Here is a 25,825-nt window from a genome sequence, read left to right as displayed (position 1 = left end):
ATTCTCCGTAATTTGAGGTAGGAAACATTTGTGGCTCTTAAGATAATGAAATTAGCGACTAAAAACAAATTTATCCTGTCTATTTCAAGTATATTTTCGACCATAGTCGTAAACTTATGTGATTTAACGCATCAAACTGGCAAGTTAACTAAACAACTGCTGCATAATTATTCATTTTTGTGTAGAATTTGCGGCATAAATAACAAAAACGAATAAAGACTATGCAACCACAAGATAAACAAGAAGCACTGGTAAAAGCATTTAAATCACTATTAAAAGAAGAAAATTTTGGCTCTCAAGGCGAAATAGTTGATGCGTTAAAAGATCAAGGTTTTGACAATATAAGCCAAAGTAAAGTATCACGCATGTTAAGTAAGTTTGGCGCTGTACGCACACGTAATGCCAAACAAGAAATGGTTTACTGCTTACCTGCTGAAATGGGTGTACCTACGGCTAAAAGCCCATTACGCCAATTAGTAATCGACATTATGCACAACGAAATGATGATCATCATTCGTACCAGCCCAGGTGCTGCTCAGCTTATTGCACGTTTATTAGATTCATTAGGTAAAGCAGATGGCGTACTAGGAACAATTGCAGGCGACGATACTATTTTTATCGCTCCTGCTAAAATATCTGAAATAGATGTAACACTTGAACGCGTTCGCATTTTATTTGATACGGTTTAATAGCAAATTAAATTTGTTTTAAAAACCCTATTGAAGGTGCAAAGAAAGCAGAGCCCATATCGGCTTGAGTAAAATCAAGCCAGTGGTCGTAGCAATCCCCTTCCCCTAAACGACTATTAAGTACTTTTTCAAATGCGGTGCCCGTACAAGCGCATGTAATTGATAACATTCCCTGCTCATACACGTCGCCATAAGGCATGCTTTGATTTAATAGTAGCGGTTGTCCGTCTTCGTCTTTTAGCTCACTTCGCGAAGCATGGCTGGTTTCGATCGCTGGGGTAATTAGCGTGTTATCAAGACGCGTACGTCCCATTATTTGCTCTTGCTCACTCAATGATAAATGCTGCCACATAGTTAGATCATGTTTATAACGCTGAACATGAATATAACTCCCCTGATCTTCAAAGCTACCAGGGTTGCTGATTAAAGCCGTAGCGCGCTTTTTTCTTCCATGTGCGGTGTCGCCACCATAAATAAAACCGTTAAAATCACGACCATCTAAAAAACGAAAATTACGAATTTGCTCCACCAGCTCAACATCGGGGGCAAATAATTTTAAAATTTGCAGCGCAAATAAATGGTTAACATCTTCACGGTCAGAGCGAATTTGCACAAATAAATCGCACGGTTGTACGCTCATTTGGTGATCGCTATGGGTTATATTGGGAAAGCTCTGTAACTCGCTTGGAATGTATTCAGGGAGGATATGCGGCCAGTATTGCGCACCAATAGCAACCATACAAGAGAGCATTGATTCTGAAAATTGATCGCTAAACTCTTCTTCTATAGCGCTTACTTGTTTTAACTTTGCGCGAAGTGATTCGTCTTGACCATCAAACACATTAAAAAATAAGTGCAAACCGTGTAAGTTTGCTTCAGCACAAATCCCTGATTGCGCTTGCGCCATTGTTATTCCTTAGTTTTACAGATAAAAACACAGCGAATAACAAATTAATTACGATTCGAAAAAATTCACCGTGTGAGGTTTTATTTTTATTATAACCTGATCATTATTTTCAAATGACTGGCCATATTGTGCAGCAACTTCAATTTCTTGTTCATCAATAACAAGCGAATAAACATACGCCGAACCAATAAAGCGACGACTTATGATTGTAGCTCGCTTGCTGAATTTGTCACTTTGGTTATCTGCCACTAATTCTATTTGATGAGGGCGCACATATATAAGCCCTGCACTTACATTATGCTTACTCTCAACATAAGATTCGACTAAACCAAATGGTGTTTTATATTCAGTTGCGGTTAACACTTCTGCGCTTAAGTATATGCCCTGACCCAGAAACTCTGCAACCTCCTTTGAACATGGAGCTGCAAAAAGCTGCTCAGGCGTGCCTTGTTGCTCAATTTTACCGCGATGCATAATGGCAAGTGTATCTGAAAACGCAAACGCCTCTTCTTTTGAGTGTGAAACAAACACAGCAGATACTTGAGTTGCCTTAATAATTCGACGTATATCGGCAATTAATTCAAAGCGTACTTGTGTGTCGATGTTTGAAAAGGGCTCATCAAGGAGTAATAAACTAGGTTTATAAGCTAATGCACGAGCGATAGCGACGCGTTGCTGTTGGCCACCCGATAACTGGTGTGGAAACCTGTCAGCACAGCCAATTAAATGTACAAGCTTAAGCATTTCATCAACGCGTTGCTGCTTTTGAGCTTTGCTCATATTACTAAGCCCAAATGCGATATTATTTGCCACCGTTAAATGCGGAAACAACGCATAATCTTGAAACATCATGCCGATGTTACGATGCTCAGGTGAGACAAACGATTGCTCATCACTCACTAATTTACCGTCTATAAAAATAGACCCTTGCTTGGCTTCAATTAAACCTGCAATCGCCTTTAATGTGGTTGTTTTGCCGCATCCACTCGCCCCGAGTAGACAAACAATTTCATCTTTACCCACTGTTAAATCTAAATCGTGAATAACCTTTGTGCCGTTATAGTGATAGCTCACGCCTTGTAAAATTAAACTACTCATTTAACTACGCTGCTCCATAGAACGATTAATAAAATACAAAGGAATAAACCCAACAATAACAATAAATAATGCAGATATTGAAGCAAGCTCTAATTGCTCATCACTCACATACTGAAATACATGAGTAGCTAAGCTTTCAAAATTAAACGGTCTGAGCAATAGCGCAGCTGGCAACTCTTTCATACACTCAATAAATACCAATAAGGCAGCAGTGAGCAATCCTCTTCGCAGTAAAGGTAGGTGCACTAAACGCAGCGTTTGCCCTTGGCTTTTACCCATTGATTGGCTTGCCATATCAAGTGATGGACTAATACGTAAAAAACTCGACTCAATTGCTCCGTGTGCAATGGCGTAAAACCTAACAATATAAGCAATAATAATAGTAAGAATGCTACCTGTAAGCAGTAAGCCAATATCTAAATTATACGGCTCGAGCGCTGTGTTAATGGTGTTCTCTAACAATGTAAGAGGTAATAAAACCGCAATAGCGAGTACAGTTCCTGGCAATGCATAACCTGTGCTTGCTAAACGCCCAGGAATAAGCGGATACGCTTGCTTTGCAACACGCTGATAAAAAACCACAAAAACACTCAACGTAATGGTTATAACACTTACAACTCCTGCCACTTTTAAACTTTGCCAAGCGTAACTAAAAAACTCAACATTCCATGCTTTATCAAAGTAGGCAATGGCGTAATTTATAAGTACTGCAATAGGAATTACAAAAGCGATAAGTAAAATAAAGCTACAAAATGCCGTTGCGAGCCAAGCAGACTTTCCTTTTAATACATAGAGAGATTCGCTATTTACACTTGATTGTCGCTCAAATACCGCTTGGTTTCGGCGACTAAAACGCTCTGCCATTAATGCTAAAAATAACAGAAGTAACATCACACCCGATATTTTAGCGGCCGCTGTAAGTGAGTAATAACCAAACCACGTATCGTATACGGCGGTTGTTAATGTACTTACGGCAAAATAACTCACTGTTGCAAAGTCGGCCATGGTTTCCATACTAATAAGTGCAAGAGCCGCCACAATTGCCCCACGAGAGAGTACTAAACTGACTTTAAAAAAGCTTTGCCCAGGAGATAGCCCCATTAACTGACTAGCTTGTACTAATTTGAATGACTGCTCGCGAAGGGCTGTTTTAAAAATTAAAAATAAATACGGGTAAAGTACCAAGGCAATCATAACGATGGCGCCGGGTAATGTTCGTATATCAAAAAACCAATAGTCGTTAGGTGATTGCCAGCCAAACCATTCTCTCAATGCTATTTGCACCGGGCCCGCATAATCTAATAAATCAGTGTATACATAGGCAATAATATAGGTAGGCATAGCAAGGGGCAGCATAAGTGCCCATTCAAACTGTTTTTTACCCGGGAAACTACAGTAAGCCGTTAGCCACCCAAGTGGCAAAGCTATGGCGCAGCTAAGGACGCAAACACCTAAAACTAACAATACGGTATTGGTTATGTAGTCCCAAAGCACGGTATCCCACAGGTGAGAAAACACCTCAGAGCTACCTTGTAGAGATTCAAAAAGAAGAAAAAACAACGGGGCCGATAGTATTAAGCCAGTCGACCAAGCAAAGAGCTGCCATTTAGACAGCTTAAATTTATTAGTCATTAAAGATCGAACTTCACCTCATCAATTAGCTTAAGTGCTAACGGACGATATTTACTAATCTCATCAAGTGGCAAGCTGTCTTCTTTAAAGCTACCCCAAGAGGCAACCAAAGTTGATAATTCAACACCCGACTTAACTGGATACTCCATATTTAATGAGGCATACATGTTTTGTGCTTTGCTGTCGGTCATATATTCTATGAGCTTTAATGCATTTTCAGGGTTTTTAGCGTATTTGGTAATAACCGCACCCGATACATTTATGTGTGAGCCACGATTAACTTGATTCGGAAAGTTAATATTTACGGCCTCTGCCCAACCTTTTTGTTCTTTATCTTCTAGCATTTTGCCAAGGTAGTAACTATTACCTAATGCCAAGTTACATAAACCTTCTTTAACAGCTTTAACTTGAGCACGATCGTTACCTTGAGGCTTGCGTGCTAAATTAGCCTTAACACCTTCAAGCCACTCTTTAGTTTGCGCTTCACCATGGTGTGCAATCATAGAAGCCACTAAACCTAAATTATATGGATGTTTGCCAGAGCGCGTACAAATTTGTCCTTTGTATTTAGGGTCTGCTAAATCTTCATAAGTGAGCTTAGGTAACTCACCAACTCGCTCTTTTGATGAATACACATTACGCACTCGCTTAGTAAGCGCAACCCATTGGCCATCACCGTCACGAAAGGCAGCTGGAACATTATTATTTACACTGTCACTTTTTATAGTTTGTGTTAATTTTAAATCTTCTAATTGAATAAGCGCACTAAAGTTAGAGGTTAATACTAAATCAGCTTTACTGTGCTTGCCTTCGCGTTTAACACGCTCAATTAGCCCTTTTTTAGCAAAAACAACATTGGTTTTTATGCCTGTTTGCTTTGTAAAGTCTTCTAAAATTGGCTGAATTAAAAACGGTTGACGAAAAGAGTAGATGTTAACAACATCGTTTGCAAAGACTGGTGCCGATGCAACTACCCCTAAAACAAGTGCAAATACTTTCTTCATTATTCCACCTAAATAACTGTTATTATCAACGAATTCTACCGTGCTCATTCTAAAAGTGCACACTTTAAATAAATGTAAATATGTAAATAACGCCCAAAAAGGAAATACGGTGTAAGAGATGTCTTACGGATGTGACAGCTAATGAGTAAAAAACAAGATAAAAAACAACCTAAAAATAGTTAAATATATGAATAATATGAAATTTATTTTTGTTACTATTGCAAAAACACTAATTGAATGTAGTTTTATCTCTATTTTAGTTGCTGTATTGCACTATAATTTACGCATCAACCAAGCAATGACGCTTATTGAGTAAAAGGAAATGGACTGCTTACTCAACCAACCAATGATTAGGTTATCAGGACAACACGGATTTTAGGACAGGCTCAGGATGAGTATCACAACGCAATGTTGTAAAAAGGACAGCGTCAGGAAGATGCGAAAAGGATAACAACAAGGCTAAGTTGTTCAACAGGATGTTGAAGGAATAAATGGACAGGCCTTTAAGGCAACACAAGGGATTGGTTAAAACAAGGATACACTAGGAAGTGTAATTAAGGATTTGGTAATAGTATTTACCCTACAGGATGTTTAGGAATTAAAGGATACAGGCCCGGATGGTCTACATTACATAGAACTAAAAAGTAATATAGTAATAAACATGGATTAGTGAAAATTGGAGTTGATTAAGTTCAATTGCAGGATGCAGAAAATTAGAAGATTCCGCAAGCGCGCCTAGAGATAGAGCGCGCTTTTCTTTGCCTAGAATTTGGGTTGAGTAAAGCTCTGAGCAACTATCACTAATTTTTAACAAGTAATATATCGCATCCCTGCCAATCAATGCTAAGACCTTAAAATACTTTACTTATATTTTAAATTTCGCTAAGTTTTTTATTAATTGCGCCGATAACTAAATAACGCAAGGATCATTAATACTCAATGGATATGAATTTTAACACATCTCAAAGTAATACCTTTTTATGTAAAGTATCAGACGCAAGTACAGCAAAACCAATTGGTGTATTTAGTGCCCAAACCCCCAGCGAAAATCCCTATAAAGCTTTATTTAACCCCAAAGGTTATAACTTTTTAAATATGCCAATGAGTGAGTTTAAAAATATACTTAACGAAATTATTCAGTTAGAACGCGACATTCGTATTAGCAAGTGGGGTGAAGGTGCTCGACCTGATGAGTTTAGTTATCAACTTAATAGAATAGCAGACGCAATTGCAACGACTCAATTTAATGGCAAAATAGACATTAGCTGCTACTTTTTAAAACGAGTTGAAGAAGCAAAAGAAATGATTGGTAAAGACTGTATCTCGTTTATTCAAGTGCATAATAGTATAAATCAATTGTATAATACTGTTTTACAATTAACATCTGAAGAAGGCTTCAGAGCTATTCAAAATAAAGCACTTGCTCACTTAAAAAATCAGCAAGCATTTGCTTAACTTCGTAAAATTAATCTTCTAGCGGTCGTCCCTTGTTGCGCTTACCCAATAAATAGGCATCACGAAACTTAATAAAATGCTGCTCTAATTTTGTCGATGCATCCATTTCGCCCGCAAGTGCTAATACCATAATAGCCACTTCAGCAGTGCCTAGTTGATGTGCATGAGGGGCTACACGTAATCGGTAATCAGATAGTTTATCAGCAGTAACAGAAAGTACAGGCAAGTTATCTAAATAAGGGCTTTTGCGAATCATTTTTTTAGCTTCGCGCCACGTACCATCTAAGAATATAAATAGCGGCTTTTTACCTGATTCAATACTCACTTCTGTAATGGCTCTGCCCTCTTCTACATCTTCTGCGGGAAAGACGACCATAGGCTGATACTGCGAATCATTTATTAAAGCTAAAAGAGCGGGGTTAGGATCTGTTCTATCCCATCTAAATGCGTGGTTATCTGGCACTATTTCAGCAATTAAACGCCCTGTATTAGAAGGTTTAAAGCTTTCATTATGATACATCAGTAAGCATACAGCGGCCTTACAATCTGCATGCTCAACACCTTTACAAATACAGTAGTGCTTAGCAATCAGGCACTGTTCACAGCGATCTAATTTACCGCCTCGAGCATTAAACTCTCGACGAGATTCACTTATTTGTTGAGCGCGTAATGCTAGAACTGAGTTTTTCACTGTATTTACCTTCAATTAATTAAGCGCGCATTGTAACGACTTCTTGTTATTTAATCTTATATTTATCCAAGTTAAAAATAGACATAAAAAAACCCAACCGAAGTTGGGTTTTTAAAGCAAATACTAAAAAGTTAAATTACTTCTTTTTAGCTGCTTTTTTGTTTGGTAAATCAGTGATTGAACCTTCAAAAATTTCAGCTGCAAGGCCGATTGATTCATTCAATGTTGGGTGAGCATGAATTGTAAGCGCTAAGTCTTCACCATCAGCACCCATTTCAATACCTAAACCAATTTCGCCAAGCATTTCGCCCGCGTTAATACCGATCATAGCACCACCGATTATACGGCCACTTTCTTTATCAAAGATAAGTTTAGTAGAACCTTCAGTACGAGCAGATGCAATTGCACGACCAGATGCTGCCCACGGGAATACCGCAGTTTCAACTTTTAAGCCTTGCTCTTTTGCTTCTTTCTCAGTAACACCTACCCAAGCGATTTCTGGGTCTGTGTACGCAATTGAAGGAATACATTTAGGGTCGAAGAAATGCTTCTGACCAGAAATAACTTCTGCAGCAACATGACCTTCATGAACCGCTTTATGCGCAAGCATAGGCTGTCCAACTAAGTCACCAATTGCAAAAATATGGCTTACGTTAGTACGTAATTGCTTATCAACATTAATAAAGCCACGCTCATCAACGTTTACGCCCGCTTTTTCAGCATCAAGTAAGTTACCGTTTGGAGTACGGCCAACTGCAACAAGTACTTTGTCGTAACGTACTGGTTCTGCTGGTGCGTTTTTACCTTCAAACGTTACGTATAAGCCGTCTTCTTTAGCTTCAACACCAACAACTTTAGTTGAAAGCATTACGTTGAATTTTTTGCTTACGTATTTTTGGTAAATTTTGATAATGTCTTTATCAGCTGCTGGTACTAATTGATCAGCAAATTCTACAACATCAATTGCAGAACCTAGCGCACGGTAAACCGTACCCATTTCAAGACCGATAATACCACCACCCAATACAAGTAGTTTTTCTGGTACGTCTTTAAGTTCTAATGCACCAGTTGAATCAATTACACGGTCATCTTCTGGGATGAAAGGTAAGTTAACTGGTTTAGAACCTGCTGCAATAATCGCGTTATCAAACGTGATAGTTGTAGCGCCGTCTGCGCCTTCAACTACTAAAGTATTGCTGCCAGTGAATTTGCCGTATCCAGATACAACTTTCACTTTACGCATTTTGGCCATGCCTTCTAGTCCACCAGTTAACTGGCCAACTACAGAATCTTTCCAAGTACGAACTTGGTCAAGATCGATTTTTGGTGCGCCAAAAGTAACACCGTGAGATGACATTTCTGCTGCGTCATCAATCACTTTAGCTACGTGTAAAAGTGCTTTAGAAGGAATACAACCAACATTAAGACATACGCCACCTAATGTTTCGCGAGATTCTACTAATGTAACTTCTAAGCCCAAGTCAGCAGCACGGAAAGCCGCAGAATAACCACCAGGACCACCGCCTAGTACAACAACTTGAGTTTTTAATTCGTTGCTCATGCTTTTACCTTAATTGTTTGAACGGGACACTGCCCTAAAATTTAACTGCCATGTTTCTGCAAGGCAGAAAGAGTGAGCAGCGCACAAAGTGATGCAATTCGTACAAAGATTGTATCATTGCAAATGGTAAAAATCCCAGCTAAAAACAACTGGCTGGGATTTGATTCTATTTATTTTATTGCGTATACCAATTTTACTAAACTGGTTACATCACCAACTGGCGAATATCGCTCATGTAACTTGCAAGAGTCACAGTAAAGCGTGCAGCTAATGCTCCGTCAATAACCCTATGGTCGTATGACATAGACAGCGGAACCATTAGTTTTGGTTCAAACTCTTTGCCATTCCATTTAGGTTTCATTTCAGATTTAGATACACCTAAAATAGCAACTTCTGGCGCATTAACAATTGGCGTAAATGCCGTACCACCGATACCGCCAAGGCTAGAAATAGTAAAACAGCCACCTTGCATATCAGACGCTGTAAGCTTACCGTCACGTGCTTTAACAGATACTTCCATTAGTTCACGTGATAATTCAATAATGCCTTTTTTATCAACATCTTTAAACACTGGCACTACTAAACCATTTGGCGTATCAACAGCAACACCAATGTTAATGTACTTCTTAAGAATTAAACTTTCGCCGTCGCTAGACAGTGAAGAGTTAAATGTTGGGAAGTCTGCAAGTGCTTTAGCCGCTGCTTTCATCACAAACACAAGTGGTGTGATTTTAACGCCAAGCTTTTTCTTCTCGCTAAGTGCATTTTGCTCTTTACGGAATACTTCAAGGCTTGTGATATCAGCTTCATCAAACTGTGTAACATGTGGGATTTGTACCCAGTTACGGTGTAAGTTTTTACCCGATAACTTTTGAATGCGAGACAGTTTTTTCTCTTCAATTTCGCCAAATTTAGCAAAATCTACTTTAGGCCATGGAATAAGACCAAGCTCACTACCACCTGCACTACTACCTGCAGATAATTGACCAGATTCAACTTGCTTAACTAGGTTTTTAACGTAGTTTTGCACGTCTTCTTTAACTATACGGGCTTTGCGACCAGTGCCTTTAACGTTAGCTAGGTTAATACCAAATTCACGCGCTAAACGGCGAACAACGGGTGATGCATGAGCATACGCGCTGTTTTCTGTGAAGCTTTCATTACTTGCTTTTGCAGGTGCTGCTTGAGCCGGTGCTGACTCAGTTTTAGCCGCTGCTGCAGGTGCTGATTTTTCAGCTGGTGCAGATGCCGCTGGCGCACTGCCTGCAACTTCAAATACAAAAATTAATGAACCAGTCGATACTTTATCGCCAGCGGCTACTTTAATTTCTTTAACTGTACCTGCAAATGGAGCTGGTACTTCCATTGCAGCTTTGTCGCCTTCAACGTTTAAGATTGATTGATCTTCTGAAACTTCATCGCCAACGGCAACCATAATTTCAGTTACTTCAACTTCATCGCCACCAATATCAGGTACATTAACTTCTTTAGTGCTTGGTGCTGAACTTGCTGTTGAGCTCTCAGCTGGCGCTTCTACAGGAGCCGACTCTTTAGCCAGTGCTGCAGATTCACTTCCTGCTACTTCAAAAACAAACACTAACGAGCCAGTTTTAACTGTGTCGCCAGCGGCTACTTTAATTTCTTTAACTGTACCGGCAAATGGAGCTGGAACTTCCATTGCTGCCTTGTCGCCTTCCACGTTTAAGATAGATTGCTCTTCTTCAACGGTGTCACCAACAGCAACCATGATTTCAGTTACTTCAACTTCATCATCGCCAATATCTGGTACAGTTACTTCTTTAATTGAAGAACCTGTCGAAGCAGCTGGTGCTGCCTCTTCAGATTTAGCTGGAGCAGCGGCTGGTGTATTTTTCTCATCAGTGCCTTCACTCTCGCCTTCAAACAAGAATACTAAAGAGCCTGTTGTAACGGTGTCGCCAACGTTAACTTTAATCTCTTTTACAGTCCCCGCTTGAGAAGCAGGTATTTCCATTGATGCTTTGTCGCCTTCAACATTTAGTAATGATTGGTCAACATCTACTTTATCGCCAACGCTTACTAATATTTCGGTTACTTCTACTTCGTCGTCACCAATATCAGGTACTTTAATTTCAATACTCATTGCAAACCTCTTATGCGTACAGTGGGTTAAGTTTGTTAGTGTCGATGTTGAACTTTTTAAGTGCTTCAACAACTACTGACTTCTCAACTTCACCGCGTTTAGCAAGTTCAGATAACGTAGCAACAACAACGTAGCTTGCGTTAACTTCAAAGTGACGACGTAGGTTTTCACGGCTATCAGAACGACCGTAACCATCTGTACCTAACACTTTGTAGTTGCTGCTTGGAATGAATGAACGCGCTTGTTCTGCGTAGTTTTTCATGTAATCCGTTGCTGCAACAGTCACAGAGTCGTTTAATACGCTTGTGATAAATGCTGTTTTTTGCTCGCTTTCAGGATTAAGCATGTTGAAACGCTCAACATCTTGACCATCACGCGTTAGTTCATTGAAAGATGTTACTGAGTAAACATCTGATGCAATACCATATTCTTCGCTTAAGATTGAAGCAGCTTTGCGCACTTCAGTCATAATAGTACCTGAGCTTAATAGCTGAACGTTGGCTTTTTTACCTTCGTAACTTTCAAGCTTGTAAATACCTTTACGAATACCTTCTTCAGCGCCTTCTGGCATAGCTGGCTGATGGTAGTTTTCGTTCATAAGCGTTAGGTAGTAGTAAATATTTTCTTGGTCGTCACCGTACATACGACGAATACCGTCTTGTACAATAACTGCAACTTCAAACGCGTAAGTTGGGTCATAAGAAACACAGTTAGGAACCGTGTTTGCAAGAATGTGGCTGTGACCATCTTCGTGTTGTAAGCCTTCACCATTTAGCGTTGTACGACCCGCTGTAGCACCTAATAAGAAACCACGTGCTTGTTGATCGCCCGCCATCCATGCCATGTCGCCAACACGTTGGAAACCAAACATAGAGTAGTAAATGTAGAATGGGATCATTGGTAAATCGTTAGTGCTGTATGAGGTTGCAGCAGCAACCCATGACGACATTGCACCTAACTCATTGATACCTTCTTGCAATACTTGACCTGAAGTTGCTTCTTTATAGTAAGAAACAATATCACGATCCTGTGGCGTGTAGTTTTGGCCATGCGGGTTATAAATACCGATTTGACGGAATAAACCTTCCATACCAAATGTACGCGCTTCATCTGCAATAATTGGTACGATATTTTTACCAATGCCTTTATCTTTTAATAAGATATTAAGTGCACGAACAAAGCCCATAGTAGTAGAAATATCACGCTTTTGCTCTTCAAGTAGTGGCTTAAATGCATCTACTTCTGGCAACGTAAGTTTTTCACTAAAACGTGGGATACGCTTAGGTGTGTAACCTTTAAGCTCATCACGACGCGCATGTAGGTACTTGTACTCTGGTGAACCTTCTTCAAGCTCTAGGTATGGTAATTCTTTTAATTGCTCTTCAGATACTAAGTCATCAAGACCAAGGCGTGAACGTAAATGTGCAACATGCGACATGTCCATTTTTTTCACTTGGTGCGCAATGTTTTTACCTTCAGCGGCTTCGCCCATGCCGTAACCTTTTACAGTTTTAGCAAGAATTACAGTTGGACGACCTTTTGTCTCTTCTGCTTTTTTAAATGCAGCAAATAGTTTTGATGGCTCATGACCACCACGCTTAAGCGCAAAAATTTCATCATCTGTCATATCTGCAACAAGGGCAGCTGTTTCAGGGTAGCGACCAAAGAAATGCTCACGCACGTATGCGCCATCTTTAGCTTTGTATGTTTGGTAATCACCATCAATTGTTTCGTTCATTAACTGTAGTAATTTACCTGTTGTGTCTTTAGCAAGCAGAATATCCCAACCGCTGCCCCACACTAGTTTAATTACGTTCCAGCCAGCGCCTTTAAACAAGCCTTCTAGCTCTTGAATAATTTTACCGTTACCCATAACTGGGCCGTCCAAACGCTGTAAGTTACAGTTAACTAAGTAACAAAGGTTATCTAGTTTTTCACGTGCAGCGAAAGAAATAGCACCACGTGATTCTGGCTCATCCATTTCACCGTCACCTAAAAACGCATATACACGTTGGTTTTTAGTATCTTTTAAGCCACGACCATCTAGGTATTTTAAGAAGCGTGCTTGATAAATTGATGAAATAGGACCTAAGCCCATTGATACCGTAGGAAACTGCCAAAATTCAGGCATTAACTTAGGGTGTGGGTACGATGGTAAGCCTTCGCCATCAACTTCTTGGCGGAAGTTATCTAGTTGCGCAGCCGATAAACGACCTTCAACAAATGCACGTGCGTAAATACCCGGAGAAATATGACCTTGGTAATAAACTAAGTCACCACCGTCTACATCATTTGGTGCTTTAAAGAAGTGGTTAAAACACACTTCATAAAATGCAGCAGATGATTGGTAAGACGCCATATGGCCGCCTAAGTCGAGATCTTTTTTAGATGCACGTAGAACGATCATAATCGCGTTCCAACGTATAATTGAACGAATACGACGTTCAAGATTTACATCACCTGGGTAAGCAGGCTCTTGATCTACAGGAATAGTATTAACGTAGTTCGTGGTAATACCCGTTGGCATATCAACGCCGTCTAAACGGGCTTGCTCTAATACTTGCTCAAGTAAAAACTGAGCTCGTTCAACACCTTCTTCGCGCACAACTGATTCAAGAGCTTGTAACCACTCTTGTGTTTCTAGCGCGTCTACGTCAATTTTATTGACTTCAGACATATGGAGGTTTCCTTATGTTTAAAATACGAATATTGTTAATTTAATATCACAGCTACTTAATTTGTGTGTTCAAAGTAGTTATGTACTAACTTAATTTTGTTTAGTGCGTCTTAAACTACGTTCAATTCGCGAATGTTCTTTGCCTGCTTCAAGTAGTGCTTCTTCGATAAATGCTAAGTGCGCATTACTTGCTAAACGGGCTTGTTCTGGATTACCGTCAATAACGGCATCCATTAATAAACGCCTGTGTTGGGCTAACTGACTGCTAATATCTGACTTTTTTAATAGAACAGTTAAATTTTGCAATACATTTTGCTCAAGCAGCGCTTTCATACCTCTAACTAAATGCAGTAACACCACATTGTGCGAGGCTTCTGCCACGCTAAAGTGAAATGCATTAATTGCTTTTGCTTTTTGCTGTAAATCATCATTAACTAAGGCAATTTCATCAAAGCTTTGTTTTACTTTGCTAAAATCGTTGCTGGTCCCGCGCAGTGCTGCGTAGTAAGCAGCAATCCCTTCTAATGCATGACGAAATTCGAGTAAATCAAACTGCGACTCAGGGTGCTTACTAATCAAATCAAAAAGTGGATCAGTAAGCCCTTCTTCGAGCTGATTTTTTACAAACGTGCCGCCACCTTGGCGACGCGTAACTAAACCTTTCGCTTCTAATTTTTGAATTGCCTCACGCAGTGACGGGCGAGACACTTCAAACTGCTTTGCTAGTTCACGCTCTGGTGGCAACTTTTCACCTGGTGCTAACGAGCCTTCAAGAATCATATTCTCAAGTTGCTGTAAAATAACATCAGATAATTTTGCTGCTTTAATCTTTAAAGACATGAATCAACGTCCGCGTTGTATAAATACCAAGAGCCCATAAAACGGGGCTTTAAGTAGTATGATTTACCCAAAAGGTAAATTGGTCATACCAAAAATTTTCAATACGGTATCAAAAACACTATTAGCTGTCAATTTACAGGTAGTTTGAGCAATTAAAGTAGCGTAACGCATTTTGAACGAAGATCAAACAATGCGCAATTTGCAAAAATTGTTATAACGTATTTGGGATGAAAACAATTGGTCTGACCAGAATGAATTAGAATATTAGCTCTATTTTGTTGTACTTAAAAACTGCAGGAAGAGATTAAAGTACCTTACATTGCATAAGGTACTTTATTAAAAAGGTATTAACTTAAGACAGCCCACCAAATAATGTAAGCAACGCTATAAGTACTAAGTAAAATAATACATTACGCTTAACAAGTTTAATCATACAAGTGGCCTCGTAGGTACAGCCGTAATAACGCTTTTCAACTTGCTCTGCAGCAAGTGCAGTACATGTTACTACTTCGCGATTTGGAGATTTAAAGTTAAGTACGTAACGTAGCCAACAACTTGTGCCTTTATTAAAGTTACCTATTACTAAATAACCAAAGCTGGTGATGCGTGCAGGCAACCAGTCAAGCCAAAACAGTAGCTTATGTATAAGCTTAAAACGCTTAGCAAATATTACTTTATGATCTTCTCGTACTAAATCAGCTAAAGTACGTACCAGTGCATATAAAACTGCGCCCGGCGCGCCTAAAACAACAAACCAAAAAATCACCGCACAGTAAAATCTAAAGTTTACCCATGCCAATGTTTGCCCAAAGGTTTCACCACCATCTTGATCATCAGTACGTTTTTGACCTATTTGCAGCGCATATAAAGATGCAGCAGTACCGTCATCTCGCGTTAAGGCATTTAAGTAAGACTTATATAAAGCGCGCTGCTTAGCACAACCAAAGCAAACCAAAAGCACAGCAATATTAATAGCTAACTGCCATAGTACAAAATCAGATAAACAATAAATAAACGCTATTGCTATTACTGGGAGTAAAAGCCAAATTAAAAAGCCCGGTGCAGAACTAAATAAGCCTTTATCACCTAGTAGTTTACTAGAGCGATTTAAATAACCATTTGTGTAATAGCTTATCTGCCAGTAATTAGACCGAGCCCCTAAACGCTCCAGTATTAATGCAATTATTATAGAAACTAAAATCATGGAAATAACTCTCTTAACTTAGTTGTTCAAGCATATTAAAAAACAATGGCCAATTAAAGCTACTGCCAGGATCGGTTTTACGTCCTGGAGCAATATCGCAATGCCCAACAATACGCGAAGGGGTAATTTTTGGATAGCGTTGTATTATAGATTTACTAAGTGTAGCTAATACTTCGTATTGCGCTAAAGAGTATGGCGTGGTGTCGGTACCTTCAAGCTCAATGCCAATGCTAAAGTTATTACAAGCAGATACGCCCTCAAACTTAGATTGGCCAGCATGCCAAGCACGTTTTTCAAAAGGCACGTATTGTATAACCTCACCGGTGCGCTTTATAAAGCAATGGGCCGATACACGTAAATTTTTTAAGTCACTAAAACTCGAGTGAGCATTACAATCAATGCTACCCATAAATAACTCATCAACAAAAGAGGTACCAAACTGCCCTGCTGGCAAAGATATATTGTGAATAACCAATAAAGAAATATCGGCCTCATCAGGGCGTTCATCAAAATGCGAACAAGGCCGCTGCGCTACAGTACTTAAAACACCGTTTAAATCTATTTTCATGATACGTTTATTATATAAATATCAAGATATACATAGTACTGATGCTAAAGGATTTATTAAAGCAATGATAGTAACAAACAGGTATAAAACCTTACCTGCAAATAATTCAAACCCACACGTAGGTGCTAATTTACGTCCGCTCATGTTACGTAACTTTTGAAATTAAAAGCGCGGTATAAAACCTCACCTACAGATAATACCAACGCACACGTAGATACTAATTTACTATACGCGCTTATCTTTATATTGGTGAAAAGGCAATCGCTTCTCTTTCTTTTATAAACATAGTAAAATTTGCTTAATTTATTAACGCTTATGAGCATTCCATGTCTATTTCGCACACTCTTATTACTCAGCTTGTTACTCTAGCACTTGACGAAGATTTAAATTATCAAACCGCACAAGAAGGCGATATTACCGCGCAATTGATCCCTCAAAATGAGCAAGCAAACGCTAAAGTAATCACCCGCGAAGACTGTATTTTTTGCGGAAAAGACATCATCCTTGAAGTATTTAAACAAGTAGACCCAAGCGTTAAGGTTAATGTACTCATTAATGATGGCGACGCAGTTAAAGCAAACAGCACATTATTTACAGCCACTGGTTCAGCGCGTTCAATATTAACTGCCGAGCGTACTGCACTTAACTTTGTACAAACGTTATCGGGTACAGCCACTACTACAGCACATTATGTAAAAGAGCTAAGCGGCACAACAACGCAACTACTCGATACACGCAAAACCATACCAGGCCTTAGAGCACTTCAAAAATACGCAGTAAAATGTGGTGGGGGTGCAAATCACCGTATTGGTTTATTTGACGCATTTTTAATTAAAGAAAATCATATAGCGGCTTGTGGCACAATAAACAAAGCCGTTACTCAAGCTAAACAAAATCACCCAAACAAACCTGTCGAAGTCGAAGTAGAGTCACTCCCTGAACTTAAGCAAGCAATTGAAGCTGGCGCCGACATAATTATGCTAGACAATTTTAGTGTAGAGCAAATTAAGCAAGCCGTAATTTTAACCAATAAGCGCGCAAAATTAGAGGTTTCAGGCAATATGACCCTAGAAACGCTCAAAACTTATTCACAAGCAGGTGTCGATTTTATATCAAGCGGAGCATTAACAAAAAACTTACAATCAATCGATTTATCGATGCGTTTTGAACAATTTTAAAGCAATAATGGGTAATTAATACCGCTAATTAATTGACAAGTTAAGTAAAAAAGCATTAAATAACCCAAAAGGCTTACTTTGTAACAAATTGTTAAATTAAATCGCTTTTTTATAATAAGATACGTGCTAAATACTAAAATAAAATGGTAGACTAATTCTGTTGTACTATTTTATTTAAAAAGGTAGTCATAAATAACTAGTACCTTTAGTTTTTAAAGACATAATTAAAAACTAAAGCAACTAAACTACTTACTTTATGCCTATACTATTTGTTGCTACAACATGTAGTGCACTTAGTAAACTTTTATAATTAGTACCAAACATAATGAATTCACATTCGGCTTTTGTGTTTCATACTCTAAAGCTAAAGTGTAATAAAATTAATTTTAAGTAAAACTGTAAAATAAATCGGTTAAATTAAGTGAGGCATTTTGCCGCTTAAGTGATTTAAGTTACAAAAATCTATCCTTTAGGAGAGGAAACATGAAAACAATGACTCAAAAACAACAGGGTTTCACCCTAATTGAATTAATGATTGTTGTAGCAATTATCGGTATTCTTGCTGCAATTGCACTGCCTGCGTATTCAAGCTACCAAGCAACATCAAAACTTACGGCTGGGTTATCTGAAGTTTCAGCGGGTAGAACAGGCTTTGAGATAACGTCAAATAGCGGCACAACTCCAACAAATACTCTTGTTGGTCTTCAAGATACAACAGAAAATTGTACTATTACAACTGATGCGACAGGTATTGAGTGTGCAATTCGAAATGCTCCTACTCAAGTAACTGGTGCTAAAATCAAATGGACTCGTACATCGACTGGTGGCTGGTCTTGTGCGACCACAGGTATTACAGGTGACAAAACTCTTGCACCTAAAAGCTGTCCACAATCTTAATCATTTATTGATTACTAAAAAGCGCCTTGTTTGGCGCTTTTTTAATGCGTAAGAATCAGTATTCATGAATATAGTAAATATAATAAAACCATCGCTCATCAGCTTGTTTTTTCTGTGTACGCTAATACCTTTAATACCCATAACTTCTTACGATTATCATAATCACCAACGTATAATCCAAATAGCTTTTTTACTTATCACAAGCCTACTAGTGCTTACAGCTTTTTTAGGTAATAAAAAACCCACTTTTGAGCTTTCACTAAATAATAAAAGCAGTGTGTTGTACTTAATTTTTATTTTCAGTGGCTGCTTATCTGCATTGATGAGTATGGAGCAAAGTTTTAGTCTGCTGTACACGTTTCATATAAGTTTGCTTATTTTAATCATGTACTATGTAAGCACTATAAATGATAAAAAACCTGTTTTATTTATCATTTATGCATTATTGATAGCTCATACAAGCCTAACTTTAATATGCCTACTTAATATAATTTTTATACTTTCTGAGCAGCAACCTTTAAATCCATACATAATTTACTCAGGCTTTATTAACATTCGCTTTTTTAACCAAGTACAAGTGTTTATTCTCCCATTTTTGGTGCTACTCCTAAAATTTAAAAGCATACAGCGTGTTGTATTTATTGTTTTGTTTTTAAACTTATTACTTATATTTATTGGGCAAGCTCGTGGGGCTTTACTCTCATTTCTAGCTTTCTCTATTTTTGCTCTCGCTTTAAAAACTACATTAAAAAAACAAGTACTTATTGGGTTAGTCTGCCTTACTTTAAGCTGTATTACTTTTTATGTTTTGGATTCATTAAATAGAGGTGGAGCCGAAATACTACGCACATCCTCCTCAGGCCGAATTGATTTATGGTTTAATACTCTTTCTAATCTATCTTTAAAGCATTTATTTATCGGCAATGGTCCTGGAGTATTTGAAATGTCACTTGGCAGTTCAGCTCCTTTTAGTCACCCTCATAATTCATTAATTGAAATTTTAAATGAGTGGGGACTAATCGCCCTTATATGTATTTTAACAGTTGTTTTTACTACCTTTAGAAAAGCAATTACATATTTAAAGCAACATAAAAAAGATATCATTACTGAAAGCCTCTTTTACTCTTTTGCTATAGGTATTACATACTCACTATTTTCTGGTGTACATGTAATGCCGGTTTCGCAAACACTCTTATTTATAATGTGGGGGTTGCTACTTGGTAGAGTTGATAAAAAAAGAGGCCAAAGCCTTACCATAAATAAATACTTAAAAGCTTTAATAGCCATTTTATTTGTTTTTACATGGTACCTTTACTTACAAAAAGCGATAAGTATTTATAATAATATTGACCCAGATAAGGGCTATATTTATGGACCTAGATTTTGGTCCGTAGGACAGCGATTTTAAAGCGCTTTAACTTTTCTACCAAGAATCATTAGTTTAAGTTATGCTTATAATAATGAAGTTTTAAACCAAATTCAGCTGGGTACCCTTAATGGCAAAAAAACAACAAGATAAAGGCCTCGATACTTTTCAGTGGGTAGGCGTTAGTGCACGAGGGAAGAAACTTGAAGGTGAGCTTACAGGTAATAGTATTGCACTAGTAAAAGCTCAGCTTCGTAAGCAAGGTATCACTCCCTCAAAAGTGAAGCGTAAAGCAAAACCACTGTTTGGCATTCAAAGTGTTCAAAAGGTAACCCCTAAAGATATAGCACTACTTACTCGCCAAATTGCGACTATGTTGATGGCCGGAGTTCCTTTAATACAGGCCATAGAAATGATTGGCTCTGGCTCGACCAATAAAAGTGTCGCCAAATTAATGGAAACTATTGCTGATGAAGTAAAAGCGGGGCAACCACTATCTACAGCACTTAGAAAACACCCACGTTATTTTGATGATTTATATTGCGACCTTGTAGCCTCTGGCGAGCAATCTGGTGCACTTGATAAAATATTTGACCGAGTTGCTTTATATAAAGAAAAGTCCGAAGCGCTAAAATCAAAAATTAAAAAGGCGATGTTCTATCCTATTTCAGTATTAGTAATTGCCGGCATTGTAACCTCAATACTATTAATATTTGTAGTGCCGCAGTTTCAAGATATATTTGCAGGTTTTGGTGCAGAACTTCCTGCATTCACTTTGTTTGTTATTGGCATATCAGACTTTATGCAAGCATATTGGTGGATGATACTAATCGCTATTGTAGCTTTTGGATACGCTTTTAAAGAAGCCAAGCTTAGAAGTTTAAAACTCAGAGATGCAACCGACCGAGCCATACTAAAACTGCCAGTAATTGGTATGATTTTAAACAAAGCAGCAGTTGCTCGCTATGCACGAACTCTTTCGACTACGTTTGCTGCAGGTGTGCCACTTGTTGATGCGCTTGACTCTGCCGCAGGCGCTTCAGGTAATGCTGTTTATCGTTACGCTATTTTAGATATCAAAGTAGAAGTGAGCTCAGGTAATCAAATGAACTGGGCAATGCGTAACTCAAAAATATTCCCTGATATGGTAATACAAATGGTTGCGATTGGTGAAGAATCTGGCTCACTAGATGGCATGCTCGCAAAAGTAGCAACTATTTATGAGCAAGAGGTTGATGATGCAGTAGACGGTCTTTCAAGCTTGCTAGAGCCACTTATTATGGCCGTACTAGGTGTACTTGTTGGTGGCTTGATTGTTGCGATGTACTTGCCTATTTTCCAACTTGGCTCTGTTATTTAATTACTAAAAATAACAATTTACAGGAAATAAAAGAGAGGCTTACTTTTTGTTAAGGTATGGCTATTAATGTTTTCTCATTTACTCTCTTTCACTTCTCTTTGTGATAATAATTTCACTTAATTTTTAAACGCTTAATTTTTAAAATAATTTTCAGGTAATATGATGCAAAGTATTATTGAAGTAATGCAAAGCCAGTTGTGGTTTTATTTAACCACTATTGGCTTAATTAGTTTATGTATTGGTAGTTTTTTAAATGTGGTTATTTATCGCTTACCGTTGATGATGCAACGTGAGTGGCGAAGCGAATGCAGACTACTGTTGGAAGATGAACTTACAGCTAATAAATCTAAACAAGCCAATATCAACAAGCCTTTTAACTTAGTAAAACCCAACTCTACCTGCCCTAAATGCAAAACAGCCATTAAGCCTTGGCAGAATATTCCTATTATTAGTTGGTTAATACTTAAAGGTAAATGTGCAAGTTGCAGTAATCCTATTTCGGCCCGATACCCTGCTGTAGAGCTAATTACTGCCCTATTAAGTTTAATTGTTGCCTATAGCTTTGGTGCGACCGAGCAAGCCCTTTTATATATTTTTGTAACGTGGATTTTAGTAGCACTGACCTTTATTGATATTGACCACATGCTGCTGCCAGATCAACTTACACTTCCGCTGTTATGGCTTGCACTTATTGCCTCTGTAATGGGTTACACAATTACACCTACCGATGCCATTATTGGCGCAGCTTGCGGTTATTTAAGTCTATGGAGTGTGTTTTGGCTATTTAAGTTATTAACCGGTAAAGAAGGCATGGGTTATGGCGACTTTAAACTACTCGCTGTATTTGGTGCTTTACTTGGCTGGCAGTCATTACTTACTATTATTCTGCTTTCGAGCGTAGTGGGTGCCATTATAGGTATTGCGCTGTTGAGCATACAAGGTAAAGACAAAGCGACCCCTATCCCTTTTGGGCCTTATCTAGCGATAGCTGGCTGGATCACAATGCTTTGGGGCAACCAAATTCAAGGCGCTTATTTTAATTTAATTGGTTATTAAAGTGAGTGAGCAAATTACTAAAGTAGACAGCTGGGTATTAGGTTTAACAGGCGGTATTGGCTGTGGAAAAACGGCCGTAAGCAATATGTTTGAAGAACTTGGTATTACAATAGTTGATGCAGATATAATTGCGCGTGAAGTAGTACTCCCAAATAGCAAAGGGCTAAAAGCGATTACAGCCCACTTTGGCAAAGATATTTTATTGCCCGACGGCACATTAAATAGAGCACAATTGCGCGCAAAAATATTTACTAACAACAATGACAAAGAATGGCTTAATGCGTTATTGCACCCTCTTATACGGATAAAAATACTAAACGATTTAAATAATGCAACTAGCCCTTATGTTGTTTTAGTAGCGCCTTTATTGTTTGAAAACAACCTTGATAAATATTGCGACCATACCTTACTTATTGACGTACCAACCTCTGTCCAAATAGCGCGTACAGCAAAACGTGACAACACAAGTAATGAGCAAGTTAAAAGTATTATTGCCTCGCAAATGTCACGTGATGATAAGCAACAAAAAGCGGATGATATTTTAAATAACGACCGTAGTTTAAACCTAGTGCATATAGAACTTGTTGATCTACATAAAAAGTACCTACAATATGCATTACACAACAAAACTAACTCACTTTAACACTGTCCTAACTCACACAAACTCGTATTTTAGTTAGTAAAATCACAACAAAGAATGAAAGGTGATGTAATCCCCTTCTTTTTTCTGATAAATTGCTTACTATTGAAGGAATAAAACAGGTGCGCAATGAATATTAACTCACCGTTATTGAGAAAATTTATAACCCTTGGCCGCATTGATGCCGACACGGTTAAAAACAAACAAAATGAATTTGCCTCAACAGCTGAGCTTATTTCTAAATGTGGAAAAATCGATAGTAAAGATTTAGCTGAACAATGTATTGATTTGTTTCGCGTACCTTATTTTGATTTAAAAGACTTTGACCCTACAAGAATCCCGGCCGATCTCGTAAAAGAAAAACTCATACGTAAACATCACATTTTACCGCTTGTTCAAAAAGATCGAAAAGTTTATATAGCAGCATCAGACCCAACAGATTACGGCGCATTCGAAAACTTTGAGTTTAGTACCGGTCTTTCATGCGAAATTGTTGTTGTTGATTATATTCAACTCGATAACAAAATTGAGCAATTACTAGATGCCACTGGCAGCTTAAATCTAACTGATGACGAGTTTCAAGAATTTGCTGACTTAGACTCAGAAAGCCAAAGAGATACAGCACCACAAGATGACGATAAAGATGATGCGCCTATCATCGTATACATCAACAAAATTTTAATGGATGCCATTAAAAAAGGCGCCTCTGATTTACACTTTGAACCGTATGAGCACAAATACCGTATTCGCTTTCGTATTGATGGCATTTTGCATGAAGTTGCAAGCCCACCCAATACATTAGCCACCAAGCTTTCTGCGCGTATTAAGGTTATGTCGAGACTCGATATTGCCGAAAAACGCAAACCACAAGATGGTCGTATTAAGCTAAAAATTACAGAACGCAAAAGTATCGATTTTCGTGTAAGTACCATGCCTACCTTGTGGGGCGAAAAAATAGTAATGCGTATTCTTGATTCATCAAGCGCTATGTTAGGCATTGATGTATTGGGCTATGAGCCTGAGCAGAAAAAGCTCTACATGGATGCGCTTGCCCAGCCTCAAGGGATGATACTTGTAACAGGACCAACGGGTTCTGGTAAAACAGTATCGCTATACACAGGTTTAAATATATTAAACCAACCTGAGCGTAATATTAGTACTGCGGAAGATCCGGTTGAGATTAACCTTGAAGGTGTAAACCAAGTACAAATAAATATTAAAGCCGACATGACTTTTGCCAACGCACTGCGCGCATTTTTACGTCAAGATCCTGATGTAGTTATGGTAGGTGAAATACGTGACCTAGAAACCGCAGAAATATCAATAAAAGCGGCGCAAACAGGTCACTTAGTTTTATCAACATTGCATACAAACTCAGCGCCGGAAACAATCACTCGTTTATTAAATATGGGTGTACCTGCTTATAACGTAGCAAGTTCGATCAGCTTAATTATAGCCCAGCGTTTAGCACGTCGCTTGTGCCCTAAATGTAAAACGCCAGAACAACTTCCGAGTGAAGAACTTGCTCGCCAAGGATTTAGTGCCGAGCAAATTGAAGAAATGACGTTATATATGCCTAAAGGGTGTGATAGCTGTACTGATGGTTACAAAGGGCGTGTGGGTATTTACGAAGTAATGCAAATTACTCCTGAAATTGCCCAAATTATTATGCGCGGTGGTAATTCGCTTGAAATAGCAGACGTATCACTTAAAGCCGGTTTTAATAATTTACGTTTATCGGGTTTACGCAAAGCAGCCGATGGCCTTACATCCCTTGGTGAAATTAACCGCGTAACTAATTTTTAATGGCCCACAGTAAAAGATATAAGGCTCTAAGCTTTAAGCTCAGAGCCTTATAGCTAGAGACTCATATCTAAGTAATGTAATATGCACCAAAAATTTGTAGAGAGTAATTTATGCCTACTGTTGTAAACTGCCCAACCTGTAAAACTAAAGTTGAATGGTCAGAGCAAAGCCCATTTCGTCCTTTTTGCTCAAAGCGCTGCCAACTAATTGATTTAGGTGAATGGTCGTTCGAAAATAATAAAATTTCTGCACCAATCACCTCGGCACAAGAGTTTAGCCAAGACATGATTGAAGATATTGAAGCAATGATGGCTAAAAATGAAGATGACTTTTTTAAATAGTTTATCTTCATAATGCCCTAATACAAAAACCAGCATTACGCTGGTTTTTTAGTATTTACAAAAAAGTAAAATTAGCTTTTTTGTTTACGGTGCTTTTTATTCATACGCTTTTGCATTTTAGCAAACTTCTCTTTTTGCTCAGCGTTAAGCACTTGCATTACTTGGTGTTGTGTTTTTAGTTTAATTAAACCAAATTGCTCACCTTTTTCATGACGTTCATTTAATAACTCTTTTGCTGCATTTTCGTCAAATGTTGCAGCAGAAAGTAATGCATCCATTTTTGCTTTGTGCGCTTCACGCATCGCTTTACGGGCTTCTTTATCGTCGCCACGCAGTGCTTTCATTTGTGTTTTTTGCGCTTCAAAAATAGCCTTTAGCTTAGTTTGCTGCTCATCTGTTAGGTTTAATTTTTCAACGCCTCGCTCAGAAAGTAAAAAACGAGCTTGAGAATGGCCTTGCTTATGTCCGTCGCCTTTAGCTAACACGCTACCAGCACCAAGCGTTGCTGTTGCTAAGCCACAGATAAGTACTAATTTTGAAAGTGTGTTTAATTTAGTCATAATCATTACCTTAATATTGAATTGGTTGGTTGAGCGATTGTGGCTGCTAAGCCAGTGAGTTAACTATACCTAACTCAACGCAAAGTAACGCAAAGCAGTGTAAAGGTTGTGTAAAGATTCACCTTTGCACTATTTAGCGGGTAAAATAACGCTATAAATAACTCTAAGGGTTT

At 38.4% G+C, this 25,825-nt stretch carries 22 protein-coding genes; 10 read left to right on the top strand and 12 right to left on the bottom strand.

Going from position 1 to position 25,825, the window contains the following annotated elements; genetic code table 11:
• Positions 1–221: 221 nt before the first annotated feature.
• Complete coding sequence (argR, locus tag H5122_RS15875) at positions 222–689, top strand: transcriptional regulator ArgR (protein WP_002957753.1); 468 nt, start codon at positions 222–224, stop codon at positions 687–689.
• Between the two features lie 7 nt (positions 690–696).
• Here the strand turns inward: argR and H5122_RS15870 are convergent, their stop codons facing one another.
• From H5122_RS15870 to H5122_RS15855, 4 genes are read right to left on the bottom strand one after another with little or no spacing between them, the layout of a single operon-like run.
• Positions 697–1,596, bottom strand: a complete 900-nt coding sequence (locus H5122_RS15870) for a Dyp-type peroxidase (protein WP_182671418.1) — start codon at positions 1,594–1,596, stop codon at positions 697–699.
• 48 nt (positions 1,597–1,644) lie between these two features.
• On the bottom strand, positions 1,645–2,694 hold the full coding sequence (locus H5122_RS15865; protein ID WP_182671419.1) for an ABC transporter ATP-binding protein: 1,050 nt from the start codon (positions 2,692–2,694) through the stop codon (positions 1,645–1,647).
• Positions 2,695–4,326 (bottom strand): iron ABC transporter permease, encoded by a 1,632-nt coding sequence (locus H5122_RS15860; protein WP_182682546.1) that lies wholly within the window; start codon positions 4,324–4,326, stop codon positions 2,695–2,697.
• Entirely contained in the window at positions 4,326–5,330 is a 1,005-nt protein-coding gene (locus H5122_RS15855) for a Fe(3+) ABC transporter substrate-binding protein (RefSeq protein ID WP_182682547.1), read from the bottom strand. The genes H5122_RS15860 and H5122_RS15855 overlap by 1 nt, the downstream gene beginning before the upstream one ends.
• Positions 5,331–6,269: 939 nt before the next feature.
• Here H5122_RS15855 and H5122_RS15850 point away from each other — a divergent pair.
• On the top strand, positions 6,270–6,785 hold the full coding sequence (locus tag H5122_RS15850) for a hypothetical protein (protein WP_182682548.1): 516 nt from the start codon (positions 6,270–6,272) through the stop codon (positions 6,783–6,785).
• Positions 6,786–6,795: 10 nt separating this feature from the next.
• Here the strand turns inward: H5122_RS15850 and H5122_RS15845 are convergent, their stop codons facing one another.
• The 7 genes from H5122_RS15845 to ampD all read right to left on the bottom strand — a co-directional run bounded on the left by H5122_RS15845 (position 6,796) and on the right by ampD (position 16,448).
• Positions 6,796–7,476, bottom strand: coding sequence for a tRNA-uridine aminocarboxypropyltransferase (locus tag H5122_RS15845; RefSeq protein ID WP_138489694.1), 681 nt, complete (start codon positions 7,474–7,476; stop codon positions 6,796–6,798).
• A 136-nt stretch (positions 7,477–7,612) separates the two neighbouring features.
• On the bottom strand, positions 7,613–9,037 hold the full coding sequence (lpdA, locus tag H5122_RS15840) for a dihydrolipoyl dehydrogenase (RefSeq protein WP_002957761.1): 1,425 nt from the start codon (positions 9,035–9,037) through the stop codon (positions 7,613–7,615).
• 205 nt (positions 9,038–9,242) lie between these two features.
• Positions 9,243–11,159, bottom strand: a complete 1,917-nt coding sequence (gene aceF, locus H5122_RS15835; protein ID WP_182682549.1) for a pyruvate dehydrogenase complex dihydrolipoyllysine-residue acetyltransferase — start codon at positions 11,157–11,159, stop codon at positions 9,243–9,245.
• 10 nt (positions 11,160–11,169) lie between these two features.
• The gene (gene aceE / locus H5122_RS15830) at positions 11,170–13,836 is read right to left on the bottom strand and encodes a pyruvate dehydrogenase (acetyl-transferring), homodimeric type (protein ID WP_182682550.1); all 2,667 of its coding nucleotides are present in this window, start codon (positions 13,834–13,836) and stop codon (positions 11,170–11,172) included.
• A 90-nt stretch (positions 13,837–13,926) separates the two neighbouring features.
• On the bottom strand, positions 13,927–14,676 hold the full coding sequence (gene pdhR / locus H5122_RS15825; RefSeq protein WP_002957764.1) for a pyruvate dehydrogenase complex transcriptional repressor PdhR: 750 nt from the start codon (positions 14,674–14,676) through the stop codon (positions 13,927–13,929).
• A 352-nt stretch (positions 14,677–15,028) separates the two neighbouring features.
• Complete coding sequence (gene ampE, locus H5122_RS15820; RefSeq protein WP_182682551.1) at positions 15,029–15,880, bottom strand: beta-lactamase regulator AmpE; 852 nt, start codon at positions 15,878–15,880, stop codon at positions 15,029–15,031.
• Positions 15,881–15,893: 13 nt separating this feature from the next.
• Positions 15,894–16,448, bottom strand: a complete 555-nt coding sequence (gene ampD / locus H5122_RS15815) for a 1,6-anhydro-N-acetylmuramyl-L-alanine amidase AmpD (RefSeq protein WP_182682552.1) — start codon at positions 16,446–16,448, stop codon at positions 15,894–15,896.
• 326 nt (positions 16,449–16,774) lie between these two features.
• Here ampD and nadC point away from each other — a divergent pair, with 326 nt between their 5' ends.
• The 8 genes from nadC (at position 16,775) to yacG (ending at position 25,092) form a co-directional block, all read left to right on the top strand.
• A complete protein-coding gene (nadC, locus tag H5122_RS15810) occupies positions 16,775–17,626 on the top strand; it encodes a carboxylating nicotinate-nucleotide diphosphorylase (protein ID WP_182682553.1) in 852 nt (283 codons plus the stop codon).
• Positions 17,627–18,109: 483 nt separating this feature from the next.
• Positions 18,110–18,523 (top strand): prepilin-type N-terminal cleavage/methylation domain-containing protein, encoded by a 414-nt coding sequence (locus H5122_RS15805; protein ID WP_182682554.1) that lies wholly within the window; start codon positions 18,110–18,112, stop codon positions 18,521–18,523.
• Between the two features lie 64 nt (positions 18,524–18,587).
• Positions 18,588–19,931: an O-antigen ligase gene (locus tag H5122_RS15800; protein WP_182682555.1), complete on the top strand. Its 1,344-nt coding sequence runs from the start codon at positions 18,588–18,590 to the stop codon at positions 19,929–19,931.
• 88 nt (positions 19,932–20,019) lie between these two features.
• Positions 20,020–21,249: a type II secretion system F family protein gene (locus H5122_RS15795; protein WP_024597567.1), complete on the top strand. Its 1,230-nt coding sequence runs from the start codon at positions 20,020–20,022 to the stop codon at positions 21,247–21,249.
• 162 nt (positions 21,250–21,411) lie between these two features.
• Positions 21,412–22,305: an A24 family peptidase gene (locus tag H5122_RS15790; RefSeq protein WP_182682556.1), complete on the top strand. Its 894-nt coding sequence runs from the start codon at positions 21,412–21,414 to the stop codon at positions 22,303–22,305.
• A gap of 1 nt (position 22,306) precedes the next feature.
• The gene (gene coaE / locus H5122_RS15785; protein WP_182682557.1) at positions 22,307–22,948 is read left to right on the top strand and encodes a dephospho-CoA kinase; all 642 of its coding nucleotides are present in this window, start codon (positions 22,307–22,309) and stop codon (positions 22,946–22,948) included.
• 126 nt (positions 22,949–23,074) lie between these two features.
• Positions 23,075–24,751 (top strand): type IV-A pilus assembly ATPase PilB, encoded by a 1,677-nt coding sequence (gene pilB / locus H5122_RS15780; protein WP_149603263.1) that lies wholly within the window; start codon positions 23,075–23,077, stop codon positions 24,749–24,751.
• Between the two features lie 110 nt (positions 24,752–24,861).
• On the top strand, positions 24,862–25,092 hold the full coding sequence (gene yacG, locus H5122_RS15775; protein ID WP_024597564.1) for a DNA gyrase inhibitor YacG: 231 nt from the start codon (positions 24,862–24,864) through the stop codon (positions 25,090–25,092).
• A 71-nt stretch (positions 25,093–25,163) separates the two neighbouring features.
• Here the strand turns inward: yacG and H5122_RS15770 are convergent, their stop codons facing one another.
• On the bottom strand, positions 25,164–25,652 hold the full coding sequence (locus H5122_RS15770; protein WP_039488264.1) for a periplasmic heavy metal sensor: 489 nt from the start codon (positions 25,650–25,652) through the stop codon (positions 25,164–25,166).
• Between the last annotated feature and the right edge of the window lie 173 nt (positions 25,653–25,825).

Origin of the sequence: Pseudoalteromonas sp. SG43-8, from assembly GCF_014164245.1 — a bacterium.
Classification (GTDB): Bacteria; Pseudomonadota; Gammaproteobacteria; order Enterobacterales; family Alteromonadaceae; genus Pseudoalteromonas; species Pseudoalteromonas distincta.
This window is presented reverse-complemented; position numbering and strand designations above follow the sequence as displayed.

Bases quoted from the DNA above. Each gene is read 5' to 3' on its own strand.
- aceE (WP_182682550.1), bottom strand. From the start codon at position 13,836: ATGTCTGAAGTCAATAAAATTGACGTAGACGCGCTAGAAACACAAGAG.
- H5122_RS15800 (WP_182682555.1), top strand. From the start codon at position 18,588: ATGAATATAGTAAATATAATAAAACCATCGCTCATCAGCTTGTTTTTT.
- H5122_RS15855 (WP_182682547.1), bottom strand. From the start codon at position 5,330: ATGAAGAAAGTATTTGCACTTGTTTTAGGGGTAGTTGCATCGGCACCA.
- ampD (WP_182682552.1), bottom strand. From the start codon at position 16,448: ATGAAAATAGATTTAAACGGTGTTTTAAGTACTGTAGCGCAGCGGCCT.
- H5122_RS15770 (WP_039488264.1), bottom strand. From the start codon at position 25,652: ATGACTAAATTAAACACACTTTCAAAATTAGTACTTATCTGTGGCTTA.
- pdhR (WP_002957764.1), bottom strand. From the start codon at position 14,676: ATGTCTTTAAAGATTAAAGCAGCAAAATTATCTGATGTTATTTTACAG.
- H5122_RS15795 (WP_024597567.1), top strand. From the start codon at position 20,020: ATGGCAAAAAAACAACAAGATAAAGGCCTCGATACTTTTCAGTGGGTA.
- H5122_RS15870 (WP_182671418.1), bottom strand. From the start codon at position 1,596: ATGGCGCAAGCGCAATCAGGGATTTGTGCTGAAGCAAACTTACACGGT.
- ampE (WP_182682551.1), bottom strand. From the start codon at position 15,880: ATGATTTTAGTTTCTATAATAATTGCATTAATACTGGAGCGTTTAGGG.
- lpdA (WP_002957761.1), bottom strand. From the start codon at position 9,037: ATGAGCAACGAATTAAAAACTCAAGTTGTTGTACTAGGCGGTGGTCCT.
- nadC (WP_182682553.1), top strand. From the start codon at position 16,775: ATGTCTATTTCGCACACTCTTATTACTCAGCTTGTTACTCTAGCACTT.
- H5122_RS15865 (WP_182671419.1), bottom strand. From the start codon at position 2,694: ATGAGTAGTTTAATTTTACAAGGCGTGAGCTATCACTATAACGGCACA.
- H5122_RS15805 (WP_182682554.1), top strand. From the start codon at position 18,110: ATGAAAACAATGACTCAAAAACAACAGGGTTTCACCCTAATTGAATTA.
- argR (WP_002957753.1), top strand. From the start codon at position 222: ATGCAACCACAAGATAAACAAGAAGCACTGGTAAAAGCATTTAAATCA.
- pilB (WP_149603263.1), top strand. From the start codon at position 23,075: ATGAATATTAACTCACCGTTATTGAGAAAATTTATAACCCTTGGCCGC.
- H5122_RS15850 (WP_182682548.1), top strand. From the start codon at position 6,270: ATGGATATGAATTTTAACACATCTCAAAGTAATACCTTTTTATGTAAA.
- aceF (WP_182682549.1), bottom strand. From the start codon at position 11,159: ATGAGTATTGAAATTAAAGTACCTGATATTGGTGACGACGAAGTAGAA.
- yacG (WP_024597564.1), top strand. From the start codon at position 24,862: ATGCCTACTGTTGTAAACTGCCCAACCTGTAAAACTAAAGTTGAATGG.
- H5122_RS15860 (WP_182682546.1), bottom strand. From the start codon at position 4,326: ATGACTAATAAATTTAAGCTGTCTAAATGGCAGCTCTTTGCTTGGTCG.
- H5122_RS15790 (WP_182682556.1), top strand. From the start codon at position 21,412: ATGCAAAGTATTATTGAAGTAATGCAAAGCCAGTTGTGGTTTTATTTA.